The following is an 18,416-nucleotide window of genomic DNA, read 5'->3' as shown; positions in this document are numbered from 1 at the left end:
TGCGTTAAGGGTCTCAATCCGACTCATAGCGCAACCGTGAACGCAAGAGCCTCAACACCGATTGGCGGTGTCCAGCCAAGGGTGTCGCGAATCGAGACGGGTTCCCCGCGCGTGTTTCGTAACTGCACGATAATTTCCGCAGCCGTCTCATCCGCGACTGATCGATCCAGGACGCAGACCACAACTGGAGCCTCTATCTCAGCCAGATACTTGATCGCGCCGCTCCCATCCAACACGACCGCATCGATCTCCTTGGGTAGCGGAAGAACCTCAGCGAGGCTAGCTGACGCGTACAGCCGTGTCGACCACGTCGGGACGCGCTCCTCCTTCGGGAGCAAGAGGGATGCGATTTCATCCGGCGCAGACACTGTACAGCCGTCCTGTGCAAGGTACGCGCCGAAATCGTCATTCAGCCACATAAGCGTGCCCACGATCGCCAGGTCCGTAGATGGGCTCGCAAGACGCTGATCCCATGTCTCCCGCAATCCCGCAAGATCGCAGACACTTCCTGGAACAGGCCGTCGTCCTCTCAAGGGCTCGGTAAGTTCAGGCAGCACTGCGAGTGCACGAATCAAATCCGCCTGCCAATATGTACCGCCCACGTGGACGCGTGGACGCGCAAAGTTGTCGTCAAATTCGTAAAAGTAGTCACTCAGAACCTCGTTCGAAGTGACGATCCTCACCGGAGTTCCACGCTCGAGGCTCCGCATGAGTTCGATCGGCGGCCGAATCTCGGGGGCAGGTCGAGTCATGGCCCATCCGCAACCAATCAGAGCAGCCGCGAAATCTCTCGTCGGAACCGACACAACTGCAACGAGTTGACGACCTTCGGCTCGCTGGGCGTACCGCGCAAGGCGAGCGCCAAGAGCAACCAGTGATCCGATCCAAGATGCTCGATGCGCCGGCTCGTCAATGGCCTCGGCTAGGGCAAGCAACGCGGGCCCCGCACCCGGAGACGCAGAAACCAATGTGGACCCCCTTTCTCGCAACTCATCACAAACCTTCTCTTCAGGATCATAGGGCGACCCACCGACATCGCCTTAAGACACAGGACGCTGAAAACGTCGTCCATCTGGATCGTCCCGAACATCGCGATGTCACCGGCCGCATCCCGCGGCGTCCGCGACAAATTCCCTAGCGTCTAGCCCATGCATGGCGGCGCGGAGCGCCGCTCAGTGCTAACGAAGTCGAAGGCCGCATGGAGTCACAAAGGACCACGACGATTACGCTTCCTCTTTGCTTTTCGGTTCATCAATCCGCGGAGCCGGCTCCTCGCTCGCCTCTTCGAGACGGGCCCGCCGCCACATACGTCCACCGATAAGAGCTCCAGTGTTGTCCTCGGAAGGTACGACACGGACCGAGATGTACTCGTCCTGGCGCGGCACCGGAACACCAAGATCTTCTGCCAGCTGACGGTGGTAGAGCCCGCTGAGGATGAGATAGCCCTCTGGCGCCAGGACGGAGCGGGAGCCGCCGTTATAGCGCACCCGCTTCTGGTGATCTAGCTGGCGGCTCACGGTAGCGACGATGTTGCGGTGGACAATCATGCCTTCGGCCGCCCTGAATAGACGATGCGTGCGCTGAGTGCCAAAGCGATTGTCAAAAATATTGTTCACGATGTCGCGGGGAAGCTGGAGCAACACGTTGGGGCGCAGTGGTGCATCCTTCCAGAGCCAATGAACTGAGTCCCGCCCCAGGGCATTGAGCTGACTCTTCTTGTCGCGGTTGGTTGCCTCCTTGCGAACCTCTGCTGTAATGCGGATAAGGCCAAGTGACCAGACAGACTCCGCATCGCTACCTGTCACCACGAGGGCAAGCTCATCGAACACCTCTGGCGGCAGCATCCAACTACCGGAAGTCTGACTCCACTTGGCGTCAACCTGGTGTCCGGCGATCCGGTAGTCCGTTGCGTCTCCGCCCTCAAACTCGAACTCGCGCTGAGCATTGATCTCCATGAGCGTGCCGAAGTGGGTCTTCTCGGTTTTCATCAATTGATCCCAGCGGTACCGACCCGTCTCTTGGCCGTTGTAGATCATGTCGTAGGTACGGCGAATGACGGCTGCCCACCGCACACCGTCGGAGTCAAGGCGCTTTAGCTCAGCGGCAACCTCATCGAGGGCGGGGTCCGGTTTAGGGGCGAAGATATCAAAACACTGGCTCACCCGCTGAGCCTACAGATAAGACCGGCTTCATCTACTTGCCGACACGTCCACATGCATTGACGATTCCGCCGGTACTGGAGAGAAGAATACTCACATGCACCCACTGGCTGACCTCGAGATTGATTCATCGATCCCGGCAAACGCGTCTTACTGGGTTCCCAAGCCCAGTGACATCACCGATGAGGGTTTCGGCTACTTCCGCGATGTCTGGCCTCTGGTCGGAGCACGCGCGTATGACGTTACCCCACTTCTTGCCTGGGAGCGCCGCGCTGCCGCCTACGTCGCATCCGAATCGGAGGACGTGCTGAGTTTCGATGCGCTCGCTAGGGGCGTTGAGAACTACATGCCGGACGCTGACGACAACGAGGCTGAACTGCCTGCAGAATTGCAAGCCGATTGGACGAGCCTGGCCGGACTGGAACTGGGCGTATCCGGCCTGGCCCACGCCCTCTCGAACGCTGGCTTCTACCCCGCGGCGAGCTGCCGTAGCCACCCTGATCGCAACTGGACGAATGGGCCAATCGTGCTTTTCGCATCGGACCGGGAACGCCTCGCTAGGCTTCATCCCCTCGCTGAGGCGACCGACTGCGGTCTCGCAGCAGATGCAACTCGTGGGGATCCGCTTTTTGCAATCTATGCCCGTTCAATCGTGGAGCTTATGGATCTTGCGCAGCAATTGTTTGAGGATCGCTCGGAATTCCGGGCGATCCCCAAGACAGATCGAAAGCAGAGCAAACCTGGGTTGCGCCGACCAGACCGGCAAACCCTGTTCTAGGGTCTAGACATCTCACAAGCTCGCCGAAACCCACTACATTGGCCAAGGCGACCGTGAAATCACGCTAGCTGACGGCGCGCAGGTGCTGCTGCACAGAGATTTCAAACTGCTTGTTGGCAGGAGCCTTGACGCCCAGGGCAGTGGCAATGGAAGTACCGATAGCGGCAGCTACTGGCGGTGGGAATGCATTCCCAATCTGTCGGTAGACGGACGTCTTCTTGCCAGAGAACTGCCAGTCCAGGGGGAAACCCTGGATGCGGGCAACCATTTCGTTGGTCAGGCGAGGAACGTGGTCCAGCGGCGTCTCAAGCCCCGGAACTTCATTGGCTATGCCTTTGCCGTCGACCCCGAGCTGAAGCCAAGCCGCTTTAGCTCGCGTCGGCCCAAGGTCGGCGCCGCCATGCTTCTTGGAGCCGCCGACAACAGTCGGGGCAATGCCATTCGCCTTCTTGGCCCATGCCGCAGCACCGACCCAACCGCCGCTTTCCATCATCGGCAAAAGTACTTCTCCAACGGTCGGCGGTGTGCCGTGTGCAGCGGGCCAATCAAACTTCTTATGGTAGCGCTTCTTTACGGCCACGAGAATGAAGCGCGGTCGGAGCTGAGGCACGCCGAATTCGCTCGAGTAGAACAGCTGCCAGTCAGCCTTATAGCCAAGAGCTTCGAGCGCATCCAGAATCGACTGGCGGTAGGTCGAAAACCTCGCCGATGCCAGACCTTTGACGTTTTCGAGCATGACTGCGGACGGATTCGCTTCTTTCACGAGACGCAGCGCTTCCGGGAACAAATCACGCTCGTCGTCGGCGCCAAGCTGCTTTCCAGCGATGCTGAAGGGTGGGCAGGGTACTCCCCCAGCAAGCAGATCGATGCCTTTGTAGTCTTTGCCGTTGACTTCTCGGACGTCACCGTGGTGAACGTCCCATGAGGGTCGATTGAGGCTGAGGGTTTCGGCGGCATCCTTGTCGATCTCGACCGCCAGAGAATGACCGAAACCAGCCTGCTCCAGACCAACTGACTGTCCTCCAGCTCCGGCACAGATTTCGAGCACAGTAAGTTTGGAGGTCGCAGTCATGTCGTTCATCTTCTCATTTCGACGGGTCTGGTCTTTGCAGCTCGGGCCTGTGTGTCTCACGCTGCCAAGTGCCACTGACATTTTCTCGAGAGGCAGTAACAAGTAACCCTTCAATCGATGAGAAGGGCAAATCCTCGTGAAACCTAGGCGCTGATCCGGTCGCTGTTGTGGCGCACTCCCCCAACCAAAGCCCGGCAATATGTCCCTCAGTACGATGTCGCACCCGTGTGACAAGCTACTGGGTATGACAGATCTCACCCGAAATCCCGGCCTCTACTTCATCTCCTGGAACGAATGGGTTGCCATGGGTGAACAACGGTCCGCCGTCGGTTTCCTGGCCGAGTGGCTCGAGACCAGCCCTCGGCCAGCCAAATCGATCTTGGTGAGTTCCAAGAGCACTGAACTTGAGGAGCAGACCGTCCCAGGGCTTTTGGCATGCTGTCCAGATGCCGACACGGGTTATCTCCGATCGACCGTGTCGAAGGTAGCCGCAGGACATTCCGTTGTTGCGCTGTACCCCGAGGAAAAGGTCGCTGAGGAAATCATCGATCGGGTCGACCCGAAGACCGCTGATCTGTGCGTAACGCTGTGGCCCGGCTTCGATCATCTCGAGATGTGGCTTCAGGCGCACGGAGCGATTCAGCTGCCGTCCGGTATGCCTGCCGACCTGGGGTTCATCGACCGGCTGGACCCTGTCGTGCGAGTTGCGATCGGGCGATCCATTGAGATCATGAACGAACAGGGAGGCCTCAAACACGGGCGCGGTAAGGATGAAATTGTCCAAACGCTTCGTCTTCTCCATAAGAGTGGCTACGAGTACGATACGCACGACCTTCAGCTGTACGCCTACCGGATCGGCTACCGCCCACGTGACGTGGAACAGCTAGGCAAATACGCCCAGAGCATCCGGGAAAATCGCCGAGTTGTCACCAAGACCGATCGACTCCGCCCGGACATCTTAGAATTCTGGAAGGCGAAGGCTAAGGATCTGTAGCGTCTCCAGCCCTCCTGGCGCACGATGCCGTCCTGGGAATGAGCATCAACCGAAAACTGATTCGTCCGAAAATTGTCTAGTGTTGCCGGTGTGGCCTTCATCTGGAGGGTGCGTATGGGGCTCTTGGTGGTTCGTGGGGAAATGGATTCCCGGCATGAGTGTCATGCCGCCGTCCGGACGGCACTTCTCAAGAGAATAACCGATTTGTAGTTGGCCGGGTTGCGGTACCCGCGGGCGGTGCGTTTGATGTTCTTTATGGCGGTGTTGTTGGCTTCGACCTTGCCCGTCGTGGCGCCGGTAATGATCAGAACTTCGATCTCTTTCCACCACCTGCAGACGGTGCGGTAGAGCCTGTTCGTCTCCGGCCGTGCTGCCTTCCTCACCAGTTCCTCAAGTTCGTTCTTTGCTGCCGCGGCGTCGTCCAGGGAGCCGGTGCGCAGCAGAACCCGCAGCTGTTCCTTGACCTGCCAGACGGCCTGCAGGGTGCCGGTCGGATCGTCGGCGGCGAACACTTCCTCCAGCCGGAGGGCGGCCCTGCAGCTGAGGGTGTCGCCGCCGCGCAGGAGCAGCATCCGGTGCGCCCAGGCCTTGTCGACGGCCCTTCCCCGCCGGCCCTTGACCTGTTGGGAGAGGTTCTGCCGTGTCTCGGTCACGGCCTGGTTGGCCAGGGAGATCAGGTGGAAGTGATCGACGGCGACAGCGGTCCGGGGAAGCCACATGCGTAGCGCCTTGCGGAACGCCGCGGAAGGGTCGATCGCCACGACCTGCACGGCCAGACGCCATGCCAGCGGCCGGGCGAAGAGCCACTCCCCGACGCCCTTGTGGTCCCGGCCATCCACGACGCCCAGCACCTGTCCGGTGTCCAGATCCACGATCGTGGTCATCCACGGCTCGAACCGCGTCCAGGCCTTGGATTCGGTGTCCTGGAAGTAGCGCACGGACCGGAACCGGTGCTCATCGATGCCCAGCATTCTTGGGCTCAGCTGATCCACATCCGGAAGGGTGAGGAAGCAGGCTTCGTTGAGCGCGGTCCGGACCATCCACCAGGACACCGCGAACGCGGCAGCAGTTTCCGAGACGGCCCGGCCCGAACGGATGACAGCATTCACGAGCTGGTCACGGAGCCGGCCGGTCGAGCGGGCACGCCGCGGGACCTGGGCTGTGGATTCAAAGAACGAGAGCCTCTCGCACGCCGGTTCTTCGCAGTACCAGCGGTACTTGGACCAGAGGACTTCCACGGGGCCGGCGACAGGGATGTCCCGGATCCGCTGGAAGCGGCGTTCCTTCCGCCGTGACGCTACCACCCCGCACGTGGGGCAGCCCGGTGGCTGGTCGGTTTCGACAATGACCCGGCGACCGCCGTCGGGGCTGACGCTGGTGGAGATGACACGGTAATCGGGCAGGTTGAAGATGCTGGTGGCAGCGTCGGCTGCGACCCCGGTAGGCTCGTTCAAGGCTCGTGGTCCTGTTCCAGGTTGAATGCTTAGACACACTCATCCCAGCAGGGCCACGGGTCCCTTTGTCTTCAACGACACGAACTCAATTCCCCACCAACCACGAAGAGCCGCGTATGGCAGCGCAGATCGCTGTGCGCGGTGGTCAGCGGTCGTGCAGCACGTCGGGTCGTCGTATGCGCAGGCGACCCAGCTAGCGAAATTGAGATTTGTTTCCTACCCCACACGCGCTTCATCTTTAGTTGATTGTTTCGTCACCCCCGGGATCCTTGGTCGGTCCACGGTAGAGATCTTCCTGACGGACGTCACGCGGGAATAGAAGCCATAGAATTGAACTTCCCCAACCACCTGGAGACCGCCGGGGCCATCCAAAGGCGCGTCGGCGCATGTTTTCCACTCTGGCCGTTGCGGCGACGAATTCGGCGCCATTTGCGCTCCTTGCCTGACGTCTTTCGTACGCATCCCGTTCAATGAGTGTGCCTATCCGCATAAGATGCTGGCTGGCCAGACGTACGGAAGCGCCTTCACTTACATGCTCCGTTGCTGCCATGAGGGTGTCATATGGACGTCGGCGCCTCAAAGAGGCGCCAATCTTTAGGATGATCGGCATCAGCTCCATGGACAGAAAAACTATCCTGAACGCACCCACCATGGGCCCCATAGGCGAAGGATAAAAGAAGTACTGCCCGATCACACATCCGACATTCCAGGCCCCACAGCTGGGAGGGCTTTTGGGATTCGCGGAAGCTTCCGGCGCTTTGCTCGACGCATCCTGTGGATTGCCAGAGCTCGTTGATGGGGCGGGCGACGGGGTCGTTGATGGGGTGGGCGACATGACGTCCTGCACTTGTATCAGCTGTTCAATGGCTGCAAAACGAACGAATATGTCGTTCCTTAGTCGGTCGGCGATCGCAGTGGCCTGCCCCTGGGCATCGGAGAGTTTGCTGTCTACGCCCGCGATCTTGGCATTGAGAGAAGCAACTTCAGGGTTACCGTCGAGGGCAATGTCGGCATTCTTAATTGCAGCATCAGTCGTCGATGCTGCTGTGCATGCGTTGTCTCGTTTGCCAGTTTGCGAATCAATTTCAGTCCGCAGCCGATTTACCCGCTGCTCGGAGGCTGGTTGGTTACCAACATGCCACTGGCCTGATGGGTACAAATCAATGACAATACCCGTACCGTCATATTCTGAAGAAATTGCGCTTGTAAGCTTTGAAATATTTGCACCATATCCAGTGCAGTCCTTTTGGAATTCCGGGAGTTGATTTCGTAGGCGAGGTAGTTCGGGACTCAATTGAGCACGAAGATTGTCTCGAGCTTTGGTCAGTTGATCAAGTAGCGTCTGGTTTTGTTTATTGGCGTCGTCCAGATTCTTGGCGGCAGCACTACTCACCATGACTTCCACCTGCGCCTGCACACTATCCTGGAAGACGATGAGCAGGATGGTCTCAGCAAAGATGAAACTGGCAGCAATAGCCAATAACACGCGGGGCAACATGGATGCCACGACTCCTGCGGAGTCCCACCAGCGAGTTCGTATGACTTTGCCGGATCCCCTTTGAGCAAAGACAACATCACCTTCCGGAGTCGCTGACGGCGTCCATAGTACCTGGACTGCTTCGGGACGAAACCTGACCGGGTTGATGGGCATTCGGACGATCGCTCTGTCAACTGAATAGATGAGGAGGGCCCACGCGGCCGCCCATGGAACTATCATCCAATCCATGCGTAAGTCACCGTATATGCGAATGGAGATCGCATTGTAGGCTGCGACGCCAGCGAAGCAACCCGTGATAATTACGAAGGTACCGATAACAGAGTAAATTGTGGTCTCGCTGGACACTCGGCGAAGCACTTTTTGATTGACTCCGGACGAGAATAGAGTGAACCACTTAAGTGGGCCATACCGTCTGGGCAAGTAATCGCTATGGAGATGATTCATTGAAAAGGCCGCGAGTGGCTCCGACGTTTCAGGCTCGTCGGAAATCCCTTGCCCATCGTCCACGGTCGTCACAAGAATATCCGCCTGTCACTTAAGGCCTTCGCCAATTCGATGACGTCCTTGTCCCACTGGAACGCCACTTCGTGGCGTTCGCCGTCAACCACCATGATGCCATCATTTTCCCGATATACGCGCCCTGGCGCGGCGCAGAGAAAGCGTCCGTGTATTGTTCCCGCGCCGCTGCCTGTCGGAATCCGGTCCTGGTCTACTGGACATACAACGATGACATTTCCGAGTCCTATCGCTTCATGGGCGTTTTGATTATAATTTGGGCGCTCAAATGCTGTGCGGAATGTACAGCTTGTAACGGTTCGCCTCGAGAGCGCTGACAACAGATCTGCTGTTCGGAACTCTCCTTGGCGCCAGGAAAACTTACTTGGGAGTTCCGGCTTCGTATTTCGGTCGATGCGTTCAAGTTCCGTGAGTAGAACTAGTTCGTTGCTGTCACCTTCAGTAAATGACGTCAACACCATTTCTGCTAGGGTTGCCGGTGGTTGTTTGGCAAAATGGTCGTGCAAAGACGCTAAGTACTCCGGGAGATCCCAATCCGCCCAAGTGAGTATCTTCGCAGGATTCTTCGTCCGCTTATAGTGCAGTTTGGCGATTTGCAAAACCAGTTGGTTTCTCTGCTGCCCGCGAGGTCCGGTCCCGAGCCATAGATGTTCGGCGACCAGATCCATGGGGACACCTGTGAGGAGATCCGTCGCCAGTGTGCCGTCTAGAGTCGGCATGCGTCCGAGGGCAAGTTTTGTTGAAATCGCACTATTTTTCTGCGCGTCACTGGAAACGAATCGCACTTCGCGTTCAGTCATGTCCATGAAGGTGTGCTGCGGGCCGTGAAATTTGAACCATTGCAAACTCGCAGACAGTCGGCTTGGCGGGCGCTGACGATCCTCGACCGTGGTAATGGTAAGGACGCCCTTTGACCCTGCATAGGAAAGAGCCCGGGCAACGGCCGTTCTGTCGATATCCGTCATGGCCTCGAAGACAAAGTCCAAACGCTCAATCACAATCATCGCTTGCGGGGCGTGGGCTGGAGGGAGAACTTCGATCTGTTGTGCCAGCTGGACCAAATCGGCCGCGGACGCACCTGTGATGGACCGTTCGCTGTCCCCCAGAAGCAGACCGCCGACGGGCTCCCGGCTGAAGCAATAGTGCAGAAGGAACAGCCCGTCCGCATGCTGCTCCACGATCCCGTTCACCAACGGGGCGACCGCCCAACCAACTGGAACGGATAACAACAAGCCGGTATCGGGAGCCTTCCAAAGAAGTTCGGGCTGCCGCCGCATCCGTGGCTCGTCCACCCGCCCGATCATTACCTGCCCCCCGTTGGCTTCGCCAGGGTGGAACACTTCTGGGTCTTGGACTTCGAGGCGAGGAAGGAACAACTCGGTTCCCTCTGGCATCACGGGTTTGCCAGTAGCCTCGGCTTGTCTTTGTGCTTCTAGTTTTAGCTGCGCTATCAGGTAGGCAGCGTCGTCGTCCGTTTCGTCCGCCGGCTTGGTCGGAGTTGCTCTTTGACCGCGGAGGGAAACGTCTGTGCTGCTTGCTGGGGTGTCGAGCCAGGCCTTGTCGGTGCGGGCTGACTGAAAGTGAATAAGCTCATCGGAATCCAAACGCACGATCGCGCGACCCTTTTGATCTCGAGGGATCATGGCAGCCTCGGGACTACCTATGACGGCTTCAGACCCATTGACATCGAGCGTTCGAAGGGAGACTCGGGCATTGACATTTGCCCGGACTTGACGGTCCACCACTTGTTGGGGGCTTTGCGTGGCAATGACCAGATGAACACCGAGGGAACGTCCGCGTGCAGCGATGCCGAGAATGGCCCTCCCACGGCCGGGATTGCCTTCATCCAGGAATGCTGCGAACTCGTCAATGATCACCACAAGTCTGGCGAGACCGTTCTTTTTAGCATTCGACTTCTGTCGGTATTTTTCGTAGTCACCCCCGAAGTCACGGAGCGCGGCCTGGCGGGAGAGCAGTTCGCCGTCGAGGAAGTCCACCACCCGTGTGACATCTGCGGCTTCCAGGTTCGAGACCGACCCGACCACGTGCGGCAATACAGCCAGATCGGAGAACGTAGCACCTCCCTTGTAGTCCAGAAGCATCAGTTGACATTCGCTGGGAGAATATCGAATAGCCAGACTGAGCGTCAGCGTGCGAAGGAGTTCGCTCTTACCCGAGCCCGTGGTTCCACCGATCAGTAGGTGCGGTCCGTGAGATTTCAAGTCAAGCTCAAATTCGCCGCCTTCGAAGATACCGAGACGAGCGACAAGTGAGGCCGCCGCATCCTGCTGCCAGGGTGCGCCGAGTTCGTCGGAAACAAGCTGACCCAGCATGATGTCGCTCGGTATAGCTCGTCCGGTCCCGACGTACGCCTCGCTGGTGATACCGGACAGGCTCTCGGCTAGTTGGCCCAGGTCGCCTTCCTCGATGGGGAGCAGCCCGATTTTCAGGGGATACACATCCGAGTCCAGGTGCGTCACGAGCCATGCCTGTCCGTCCGGCTCAGGGGTAGCGATGACATCGACAAGTCGAGGCAGTGCCGCGTCGCTGGGCGCAAGGATGATGAGGTGAACCATTCGACCGGTATGCCGGTCCGTGCTCTCGGCAACGACCTTGTCAAGGAGCGCCTTATTCACTTTTGAAAGGTCATCGATAACAATAACGAGATGTTCGGAGACATCCCGTTGTTGCATCGCGACGCTAAGGATCTCCGCTTGGAAGGATTCCGCGTGCTCGGGATCGACCATCAGCGCTGGTCCCGCATACCAGGAGGAACCAGACGCGGCGTGAGGTGTAGACGTTAGCCACCGCCAGTCATCCAGGTTCACCCCACGTGTAATAACGACCATCGAGAGACTGGCTGGATCGTGTGTGACCGCGATTCTGGCCAGCATTTGGTTGACCACTTTTAGCGTAAACGACCGAGGCCCCGCCACACCCAAGTGGTGGTCGGCCAGCGACAGAAGATGGGGTACGGAGGGACGGTACCGCTGCTGCCGGAAAAAGGAGACCCACTCTTGCCCCTTCGCGTCAGTCAGCTCCGCATCTTCGACGATCGTTGACTTCGATTGCCAAGTACCCAATCCGATCGGCACCTGGAGGAACCATGAGTCACCCTGGCGAAGCTCCCACAAGCAACCAGTCCTTTGGCGCGCTTGCCCTACCAGCTCGTGAATGGGCGGCGTGACCCCAATAAGAGTCGCTCGCTCCGTGTCCACGATGGCGCCAAGCTGACCAGCCGTTACATCCGCAGCTTCAGACCACTTTGTTTGCTCTTTTTTGGCCTTCTGAATTGCATAAGCCTTTTCAACTTTTGGCGATACGAAGGTTACAACCCCAATAGCGATGAATCCCAGCAGAGACCACCAACTCTGAAGAACAAAAAGCATGACGAGGGCCATGGCAAGCAATGGGACTGCCCGCAGTACCCGAAGCCACGGCCGATCTTCAGGCAGCTGGGGTACCGGACGCTTCTGCAGTCGAATATTTTGTACCTGTGGAAGTTTCAAGGCGCGTAATTCCCCGATTCCGGGCACGTACACAGCTCTTCCATCGGGCGATTCGCTTAGGCGCGATTTCGAGTCCGAGACAAGACGGACACGAAGGGGAGCACCGCCTGTAAAAGCGATTTCAAGCTCCGTGTCCGGAGGAAGTGCCACGCGCACGTCGGCCCCGTCACGGGAAACCACATCGTGAGGGTCGAATATCTCAACAAGAGGCTCGGCAGTCTCAACCTCGCTGACAAGGGATAGCTGGATCTCTGCCTCATCGACATTGCGGACCGGGAGCAAGTAGTCACCGTCACGCCGAAGTAGAAGCGGCCGTTCATGGGAAATGGGCCAGCTGACCCCCAGCTGGGGGCCAGAGAGATGCCGCACACGCACGAGCGCACCAGAGTCCCGTGCAGTGGGCAACGTCGGCATATCCAAAGCCGAAGCCGAGTCCAAGACTCGTAGCTCCTGGTGACGTACGAGCTGACACTCGCTCACCAATGAATCAGGATCAAGGCGAACACGTCCGCCCCATATGAGGAGATGGACTGAATCAGGACTCAGGCGTAGGTACTCGGCAATTCTGACGACAAGCGCAGCGATTGTCGCTCCGGCTTTCCAGGACACGGTGACAAGTTCGCTCGTCCCGTCCGGCAATTCGAATCGAAGCTCTCGAGAGGTCAGCGATGCCATCTACTGGATACTAGTCTTCGTTGCCGGCTGCAGCCCGCACACCGTCAAGGACCGTGTCGATGGCAGCTTGTATCGCTTCGTCAGAGGGGTGAGGGCCCGGCACCACGACCTCGACTTCGTGCTTTGGAAAGCCTGTTTTGTCGAAAATCGTCGCAGCGACTTCGTGGTCTCCAGTGAGGTGACGAATTTCCATTGTCAGCCATGGCAGGGACCGAACAGAACCTTTTGTCCTTCCAAGCTCCTGAAGTTTTTGCTCCCAAGTGAGAGTGGCTGATCTGAAGTCACCAAATTCGCGTGGCGGGCGATGGGCTTCCGATGCCGCCAAGCACTCTCTTAAGCCCGCGACCAATTGATCAACGGAATCTGCGATCAAAACCCAATCGGTAGGACGATTAATAGCTTTGCCGGGCCCCGCTGTGTATACGGTAATAACCAAGCGATGCCCACCAATGTGGGCTGCGGCATATGCGATCGCATCATCAGATTCTGACATTATTTATTAGCCTCGATTAAATTTATTTTGAATGTGTCACTGTTATAGTTATTAACCAAGTTGAGAAGACTGTCAAGATGATCCTCGGAAATTGAATTAGGGATAACGATGTCCAGTTCCCGGTGAATGTTTGCCCGAAAAATGAATGATTCACCATCCACCGGCATTATTCTTCCTTGGTACCCCTTGAGATCATCGACATAGGTCTTGATCTGCCCTATGAACCTGTTATCTGCCTGATACGAAACTGCCTCGGTGTCAATGGACTTGATGCTGACAATCATGTCGTCTTTGACACTAGCGAAGGTAGTCGGAGCTTCACTATCTATGAAGGCGTCAATGGCACGATGAGGCCAAGGGAGTTCCACTAGCCCGCCATGTTCACGCTCAAGCAAGGCTTTGACGGCTCCTTCGAAAATTCCTCCGCGGCCAAATTTTCCAAGTGGATTTAGTTTCCAAGTGAGCTCGCCGCCGTCGAGGCGGTAGTAGCTCGCGCCGAGACCCCGCTCAGCCATCCGTTCATGGACACGAGACCTCTCCAGCAGATCCGAGGGTTCAAGCCCGATCCCGCGAAGCCTCCGCGCCAGTTCAGCCGGATCAAGACGTTTTAGAGCATTGAGGTATGAATCGATGACGGAACCATTGCGCAAGGAGACAAACCCGCGACCGATTGCCTCCGAGGCCGTACTGAACTTTAGCGACGACAGGTTTTTGAGTGCCTTCAAGCCCGTGAGTGCCTTCAAGCCCGCTATGGTGCCAACCACATCGACAAGTGCCCCGGCCGCAGGGTCTCGGTCGAGCAGGTCTTTGTTGTACACCCCTTGAAGCAGTTGCTCATAGAAACCCGGGGACCCATCTGGGAGCCGATCAGTGGTCAGGCCATGCCATAGTTGGCCGACTTGCTGGCGGGCTTGCTCATCCCCGAAGACAGCGCCGCCAGCCACGCCAACGACGGAACCGATCCCAACGAGTGGGTCAACGACAAGGCCAGTCCACAGATCCGATACAAAATCACCCAAACTCGGAGAGCCATAGAGCTGGAGGTTGTGGTATCGCTGCTGAGTTTCTTCAGGAAGTAGAGCCACAATCTGTTCCGCAGCGGCATGTCGGGCTCCTTCGGCCTCTGCCCGCCCGTCTGTCGTCCATGTTGGCATCGAGATAGTCATGCCGCCGTTGTTCGTCATGGCTATGTGTTCGCCCTGATGCACATCCGCCACCCGGAGATGCTCTATAAGACTATTGAGCACCCTAGCCGCTTTGGATGCTTTAGCAGCGTAATCCCGAAGCACCGCAATGTGCCCATCAAGGGCCACGGCCAGCTGGTAAGCGCCGGCTGATTGCAACGGCTTGCTAGCCCCTTTTGCCTGCTCCAACGCTTGCGCCGCCGCTCCGCACTGCCTGGACATCGCACCAAGCTGGGCCACGCGGCCTTCTAGGGCGCCAATGTCGCCAACAATGTGTTGAAGCACTCCTTGTTTGCCCCCTCCAAGGACTGGTCACAACTTGGAAATTTCTACCGCAAGCTGCTCCGCACCATTTTGAACCGCATCGCAATCTCTTCGGATTGCTTCCAGTGATTGCCGACAGAGCGCAAGAAATATCGCTAGCTCCCGGGATGGTCGCGGAGATCCATTCTCACCGGTCCCACCATCGGAGGTACACGGGTCAGCCGCGTCCAAAGCTTTTCTAACTTCGCCTTCGGCATGCACAAAGGCTTGTGCCGTCTCTTCGAGAGCGGAGGAATTGAATATCAACCCTTCCAATCGGATGCCTCTCTCTTCGGGGCCGGTGTATACCTTTTGTCCGCGTACTACACGTTGAAGCCCTGGGTGACTTGGGTGCCGAGGTCCTCGAGAGCTACATGGAAGCGATCCAATAGCCCGGCGGCGCCGTCAAGCCCCTCGAGCATCTGTTCCTGACCAGAGCGCCATTTGGCAATAAAACCGTCGTAGGACTCGGCGGCGTTGCCTGTGAAGTTCGGATCCCTCTCAACGCGGGCTCTCAGATTGTTCAGGGCTGCATCCAAAGTGCCTCGTTCTTGGCGAATGGTGGCTGCGAGATCCGCGATCGAATTTACAGGCAGATTGGTTCCAATAGACATTGCACCCTCCCGGAATATCATGAACGCACGGCGCGTTGGAGCGAGCCTATATGCCCTAAACGCCAGGGGCAAGGCAGATTCTGGGTCTCCTGCCGCCTGACACCCATTTGGGTTACGAAGGCCTCCGCATGAGCTCTGAACGTTGACGTCCGAACCTCCAATCGCGGAAAGCCTGCGTCATCATTGGGCGTCGCCAGGAATGATCTCGTCATACGCCTAGGCCACTCGCTGCCAACGTTCCTTCACTTGAAATTGACGATGCCTTGACGCTCTCACTGGCCGGTACGCTCGTCATCCCTGAACAGGTTTGTCGAAGCAACCCCGTGCCTGTCCTCAACGCCGTAACTGAAGAGGAACGGGAGGCGCGCCACAAGAGCAAGCACGGCGGATAGGCGCCCAATCCTGACGGCCCAGGGGAAATCGACACGTCACCAGGGCGGGAGTATTTCACAAGCCTGCCAGCTCGGTGCATCCCACCTGTGGACGGTTCGCTACCCACCGCCTGCCCCGAATCTGCTGTTTCCCCGCCGGTCGCCGTGGTTGACGGTGACAGTTGGCGCTAGACACATTTGTTACCGCTATCGAGTACACCGCAGACAGAGCGGCCTGCGATGAAGTACCCCACAAGCATCATCGCTGGGATTAGTATGGGCCGACCCACACCAGGTTGCCGTTTTGAACTTTCAAGGTGCCGCCGTCTGCATATGCAGTGTCGTCGAGCACTTTGCCGTCTTCTTGGATGGGAAAGCAAAAACCCTTGGAATCTTCGAGAACGTTCACGAAAAACGCGGCATAGGGACCCTACTGGAAGACGTCAGCAAACGTTACGGACGTGGATCCATCGGGCTCGGCCACGCCGGAATCAAAGGCGGGGCTTGTTTTCGATATTTCTAGGCCATCGACTGTCCGCCCAGTCTTTCACTCCGGACAGGTCGTACAGGACAGGCGGTTCCGCGTGATTGAGGTCCTCGAAGGTGGCGTAGTGTTCCAGATTCAGCATCCCAAGTACGCGGGCTGGTCTGAACCAGTTCAAGCCCGCGTTGTCGCGGAAACGGACATCAACCGCTTCCTCGAAGGTTGGTCCTTCACATGCGGGCTTTGGCTTGACCACGATTCGCCTGTTTGTTCCGGCGGCAAGGACCGGGATCTGCGTGATTGCCAAAATGCAAGGGCGCCCTGCTTCAGGAGAAAGACGGGTCAACCCATAAGCATCAGTAGAATAGGGATGCCAAGCAACAGGCCACCGACGATGCCGAAGAATTCGCTCGAAAAAATGAAAGCCAACACCAGGGATACTGCCCCCGCTCCCATCATGATTCCGGGGCCCGATGGAAACTTCTCGATAAGTGCGCTGATAGCCACTTCAGCCATCATGAAAATGAAAATGATTGCAGCGATAGCAATCAAGATGCCTATCACGCCGAACACGATTCCGGCTCTTGACGACGGGTCGTCTGCGGCGATGATTGCGGCGTTGGGATCCATAGCAGATTATATGACCTGGCAGCTTGGACCTGGTAGACCTCTTCGGTGGCTTTTTGAGGCCTCCTTCGTTGTGGCAGCGTCGGCTCAGGGTCCAAAAGCAGGAGCTAGGAAACTTTTCCCGGCTGAGGGGTTGACCGCCTGTTTCGGATATTATTTCGGTGCCAAAACGGCTAGGGCGGGGAATGGGGGTCGACGGGGCCGGGATCGAACAGCCAGAACGGGTAGTGATCGTCTTCTCTGGCCAGGGTTGCCGGCTCGTGGGCCCTCTTTGCCAGCCAGTTCCTCCATTTGGTCCTTCGGTCTTTGTGGAGTCGGTGCTGCGCGGCGGCCGCTTGATCAGCACCGACGAGGACTGCAACCGCGGTCAAAGACCGTTTTCCTTGTACCCATCCTTTCCCAAGGTCGTGGGTGGCGAGCCCCCAGTTGGCCAGGGTCTCAAGTGCTTCATGCGCGGATGTCCTACCGATCCGGGCACGCCGGCTGAGCTCGAGTACTCCGAGGGGTTCCCCTTGCGTTTCCTCAAGGATTTCGTACACGAGGGCTGCGGGGATCCCCAATTCCCTGAATGCCGACCGCACAGCGAAGACTTTCCGCGGTCGCCGCGGGATGCCAACCGGGTCCTGTGATTCGGTAAGAGTCCAGGTGTCAGCGTCGGTACCGCGGCCACGTTTGGTCCTGACGATCAGACTCAAGTCTCGGGCGTGTCGCAGTGCCTGGCCAGCTGCATGGTCCGCAGCGTTGGCCTCTTCGGCGTCAACCCGGCCATTCGCCAAATGTTCCAGCCTAGCCAAGGAACTTTTGAGATCCACCACCCGGGCCGGATGGCTCGTGGCTGTGCTCCTGGAGTCTCCCAGTACCGGGTACGCATCAGAATCACGCAATAATGATTGGCACAATGATCTCCCCGTGGCGTCGAGTCCCCATCGACTTCGTGGCTGGAATCGGATAGTACCTACGGCTCGGAATAACGAACTCCAGAGGTGTCCGCCCGGAGCTGGCTCCCGTCGATGTCCGGTTTCCGGACCATCTGGCACGCTAGGCCTGTTCTGTACCTGTGTTTTCCGGGTCCTCGATAGGTACATGGAGGGCTGGGACGCTGGCGACTGCCATGCCGATCGCTGCAATGACCGCGATGAACGATGTTGCGCCCTGGAACGGGACGACTATCAGGGGGCTGAGGACGACGGCGTTGATCATGGCAGCGGCCGCGAAGACGGTCGCAAAGAACCTTAGGTGTTGTCGTGGGCTGAGAGTGGTAAGCAGGGGCAAAATTACTCCCAGCACAGCCAGGAGCGTGAGCAGGGTGGCTTTCGTAGCCACCGGCTCTAGGACTCTTAGCCCGTCGGGAGGGGCAGCAGCCCACAGTATCCCCGCGGATATGCTCGAGCAGGCCGCCACTGTGATTCCAAGGCACAACAAGATAGACCGGTAATGCTTGGTCAGCAGCTCTGTCATCGCGGGATACCCCTCCATGTGGTGCGCGCTCTCTCCCGCCTCAAAGAATCGGGCGGGCACGCAAGTAGTCTCTAGTCTTTTAGACGATATGAAGTGGAACGGGTCACCTGCCCGTCCGGGGCAGTCCATTATCGCCGGGCGGTCCTGCGGCGCCGGCGTGAGCTGATTTGGTTGCCCTGACGCGGGGATCGGCGCTGAAGGACCTGTTCCCGGCGGTGATGTCCTTT

General features: G+C 58.1%; 14 protein-coding genes. 2 read left to right on the top strand and 12 right to left on the bottom strand.

Going from position 1 to position 18,416, the window contains the following annotated elements:
• Positions 1 to 23: 23 nt before the first annotated feature.
• Positions 24 to 431: a hypothetical protein gene (locus AB4074_RS20545; RefSeq protein ID WP_441415048.1), complete on the bottom strand. Its 408-nt coding sequence runs from the start codon at positions 429 to 431 to the stop codon at positions 24 to 26.
• 792 nt (positions 432 to 1,223) lie between these two features.
• Entirely contained in the window at positions 1,224 to 2,162 is a 939-nt protein-coding gene (locus tag AB4074_RS20540; protein ID WP_441415047.1) for a NaeI family type II restriction endonuclease, read from the bottom strand.
• A gap of 94 nt (positions 2,163 to 2,256) precedes the next feature.
• Here AB4074_RS20540 and AB4074_RS20535 point away from each other — a divergent pair, with 94 nt between their 5' ends.
• The gene (locus AB4074_RS20535) at positions 2,257 to 2,937 is read left to right on the top strand and encodes a hypothetical protein (protein WP_441415046.1); all 681 of its coding nucleotides are present in this window, start codon (positions 2,257 to 2,259) and stop codon (positions 2,935 to 2,937) included.
• Positions 2,938 to 3,001: 64 nt separating this feature from the next.
• Here the strand turns inward: AB4074_RS20535 and AB4074_RS20530 are convergent, their stop codons facing one another.
• A complete protein-coding gene (locus AB4074_RS20530) occupies positions 3,002 to 4,009 on the bottom strand; it encodes a DNA cytosine methyltransferase (protein ID WP_441415045.1) in 1,008 nt (335 codons plus the stop codon).
• 244 nt (positions 4,010 to 4,253) lie between these two features.
• Here AB4074_RS20530 and AB4074_RS20525 point away from each other — a divergent pair, with 244 nt between their 5' ends.
• Complete coding sequence (locus AB4074_RS20525; protein WP_441415044.1) at positions 4,254 to 5,003, top strand: hypothetical protein; 750 nt, start codon at positions 4,254 to 4,256, stop codon at positions 5,001 to 5,003.
• Between the two features lie 161 nt (positions 5,004 to 5,164).
• On the opposite strand, the gene AB4074_RS20520 is transcribed toward AB4074_RS20525, so the two are convergent.
• The 9 genes from AB4074_RS20520 to AB4074_RS20480 form a co-directional block, all read right to left on the bottom strand.
• Positions 5,165 to 6,457, bottom strand: a complete 1,293-nt coding sequence (locus AB4074_RS20520) for an ISL3 family transposase (RefSeq protein ID WP_441415043.1) — start codon at positions 6,455 to 6,457, stop codon at positions 5,165 to 5,167.
• Between the two features lie 238 nt (positions 6,458 to 6,695).
• The gene (locus AB4074_RS20515) at positions 6,696 to 8,399 is read right to left on the bottom strand and encodes a DUF4407 domain-containing protein (protein WP_441415058.1); all 1,704 of its coding nucleotides are present in this window, start codon (positions 8,397 to 8,399) and stop codon (positions 6,696 to 6,698) included.
• Positions 8,400 to 8,467: 68 nt separating this feature from the next.
• The gene (locus AB4074_RS20510) at positions 8,468 to 12,655 is read right to left on the bottom strand and encodes an FtsK/SpoIIIE domain-containing protein (RefSeq protein ID WP_441415042.1); all 4,188 of its coding nucleotides are present in this window, start codon (positions 12,653 to 12,655) and stop codon (positions 8,468 to 8,470) included.
• A gap of 10 nt (positions 12,656 to 12,665) precedes the next feature.
• Complete coding sequence (locus tag AB4074_RS20505) at positions 12,666 to 13,148, bottom strand: hypothetical protein (protein WP_441415041.1); 483 nt, start codon at positions 13,146 to 13,148, stop codon at positions 12,666 to 12,668.
• On the bottom strand, positions 13,148 to 14,572 hold the full coding sequence (locus AB4074_RS20500; RefSeq protein WP_441415040.1) for a hypothetical protein: 1,425 nt from the start codon (positions 14,570 to 14,572) through the stop codon (positions 13,148 to 13,150). Before AB4074_RS20500 ends, AB4074_RS20505 begins: the two co-directional genes overlap by 1 nt.
• Before the next feature lie 386 nt (positions 14,573 to 14,958).
• Complete coding sequence (locus AB4074_RS20495; RefSeq protein WP_441415039.1) at positions 14,959 to 15,249, bottom strand: WXG100 family type VII secretion target; 291 nt, start codon at positions 15,247 to 15,249, stop codon at positions 14,959 to 14,961.
• A gap of 1,197 nt (positions 15,250 to 16,446) precedes the next feature.
• Positions 16,447 to 16,734 (bottom strand): hypothetical protein, encoded by a 288-nt coding sequence (locus AB4074_RS20490; protein ID WP_441415038.1) that lies wholly within the window; start codon positions 16,732 to 16,734, stop codon positions 16,447 to 16,449.
• 170 nt (positions 16,735 to 16,904) lie between these two features.
• A complete protein-coding gene (locus AB4074_RS20485) occupies positions 16,905 to 17,507 on the bottom strand; it encodes a helix-turn-helix domain-containing protein (RefSeq protein ID WP_441415037.1) in 603 nt (200 codons plus the stop codon).
• Positions 17,508 to 17,769: 262 nt separating this feature from the next.
• Positions 17,770 to 18,054, bottom strand: coding sequence for a hypothetical protein (locus AB4074_RS20480; protein ID WP_441415036.1), 285 nt, complete (start codon positions 18,052 to 18,054; stop codon positions 17,770 to 17,772).
• Between the last annotated feature and the right edge of the window lie 362 nt (positions 18,055 to 18,416).

The sequence above is a fragment of the Arthrobacter sp. 2MCAF14 genome, from assembly GCF_052115645.1.
Lineage (GTDB): Bacteria > Actinomycetota > Actinomycetes > Actinomycetales > Micrococcaceae > Arthrobacter.
Note: the sequence above shows the minus strand (reverse complement) of the source record. Positions and strands in the feature narration are given on the sequence as shown.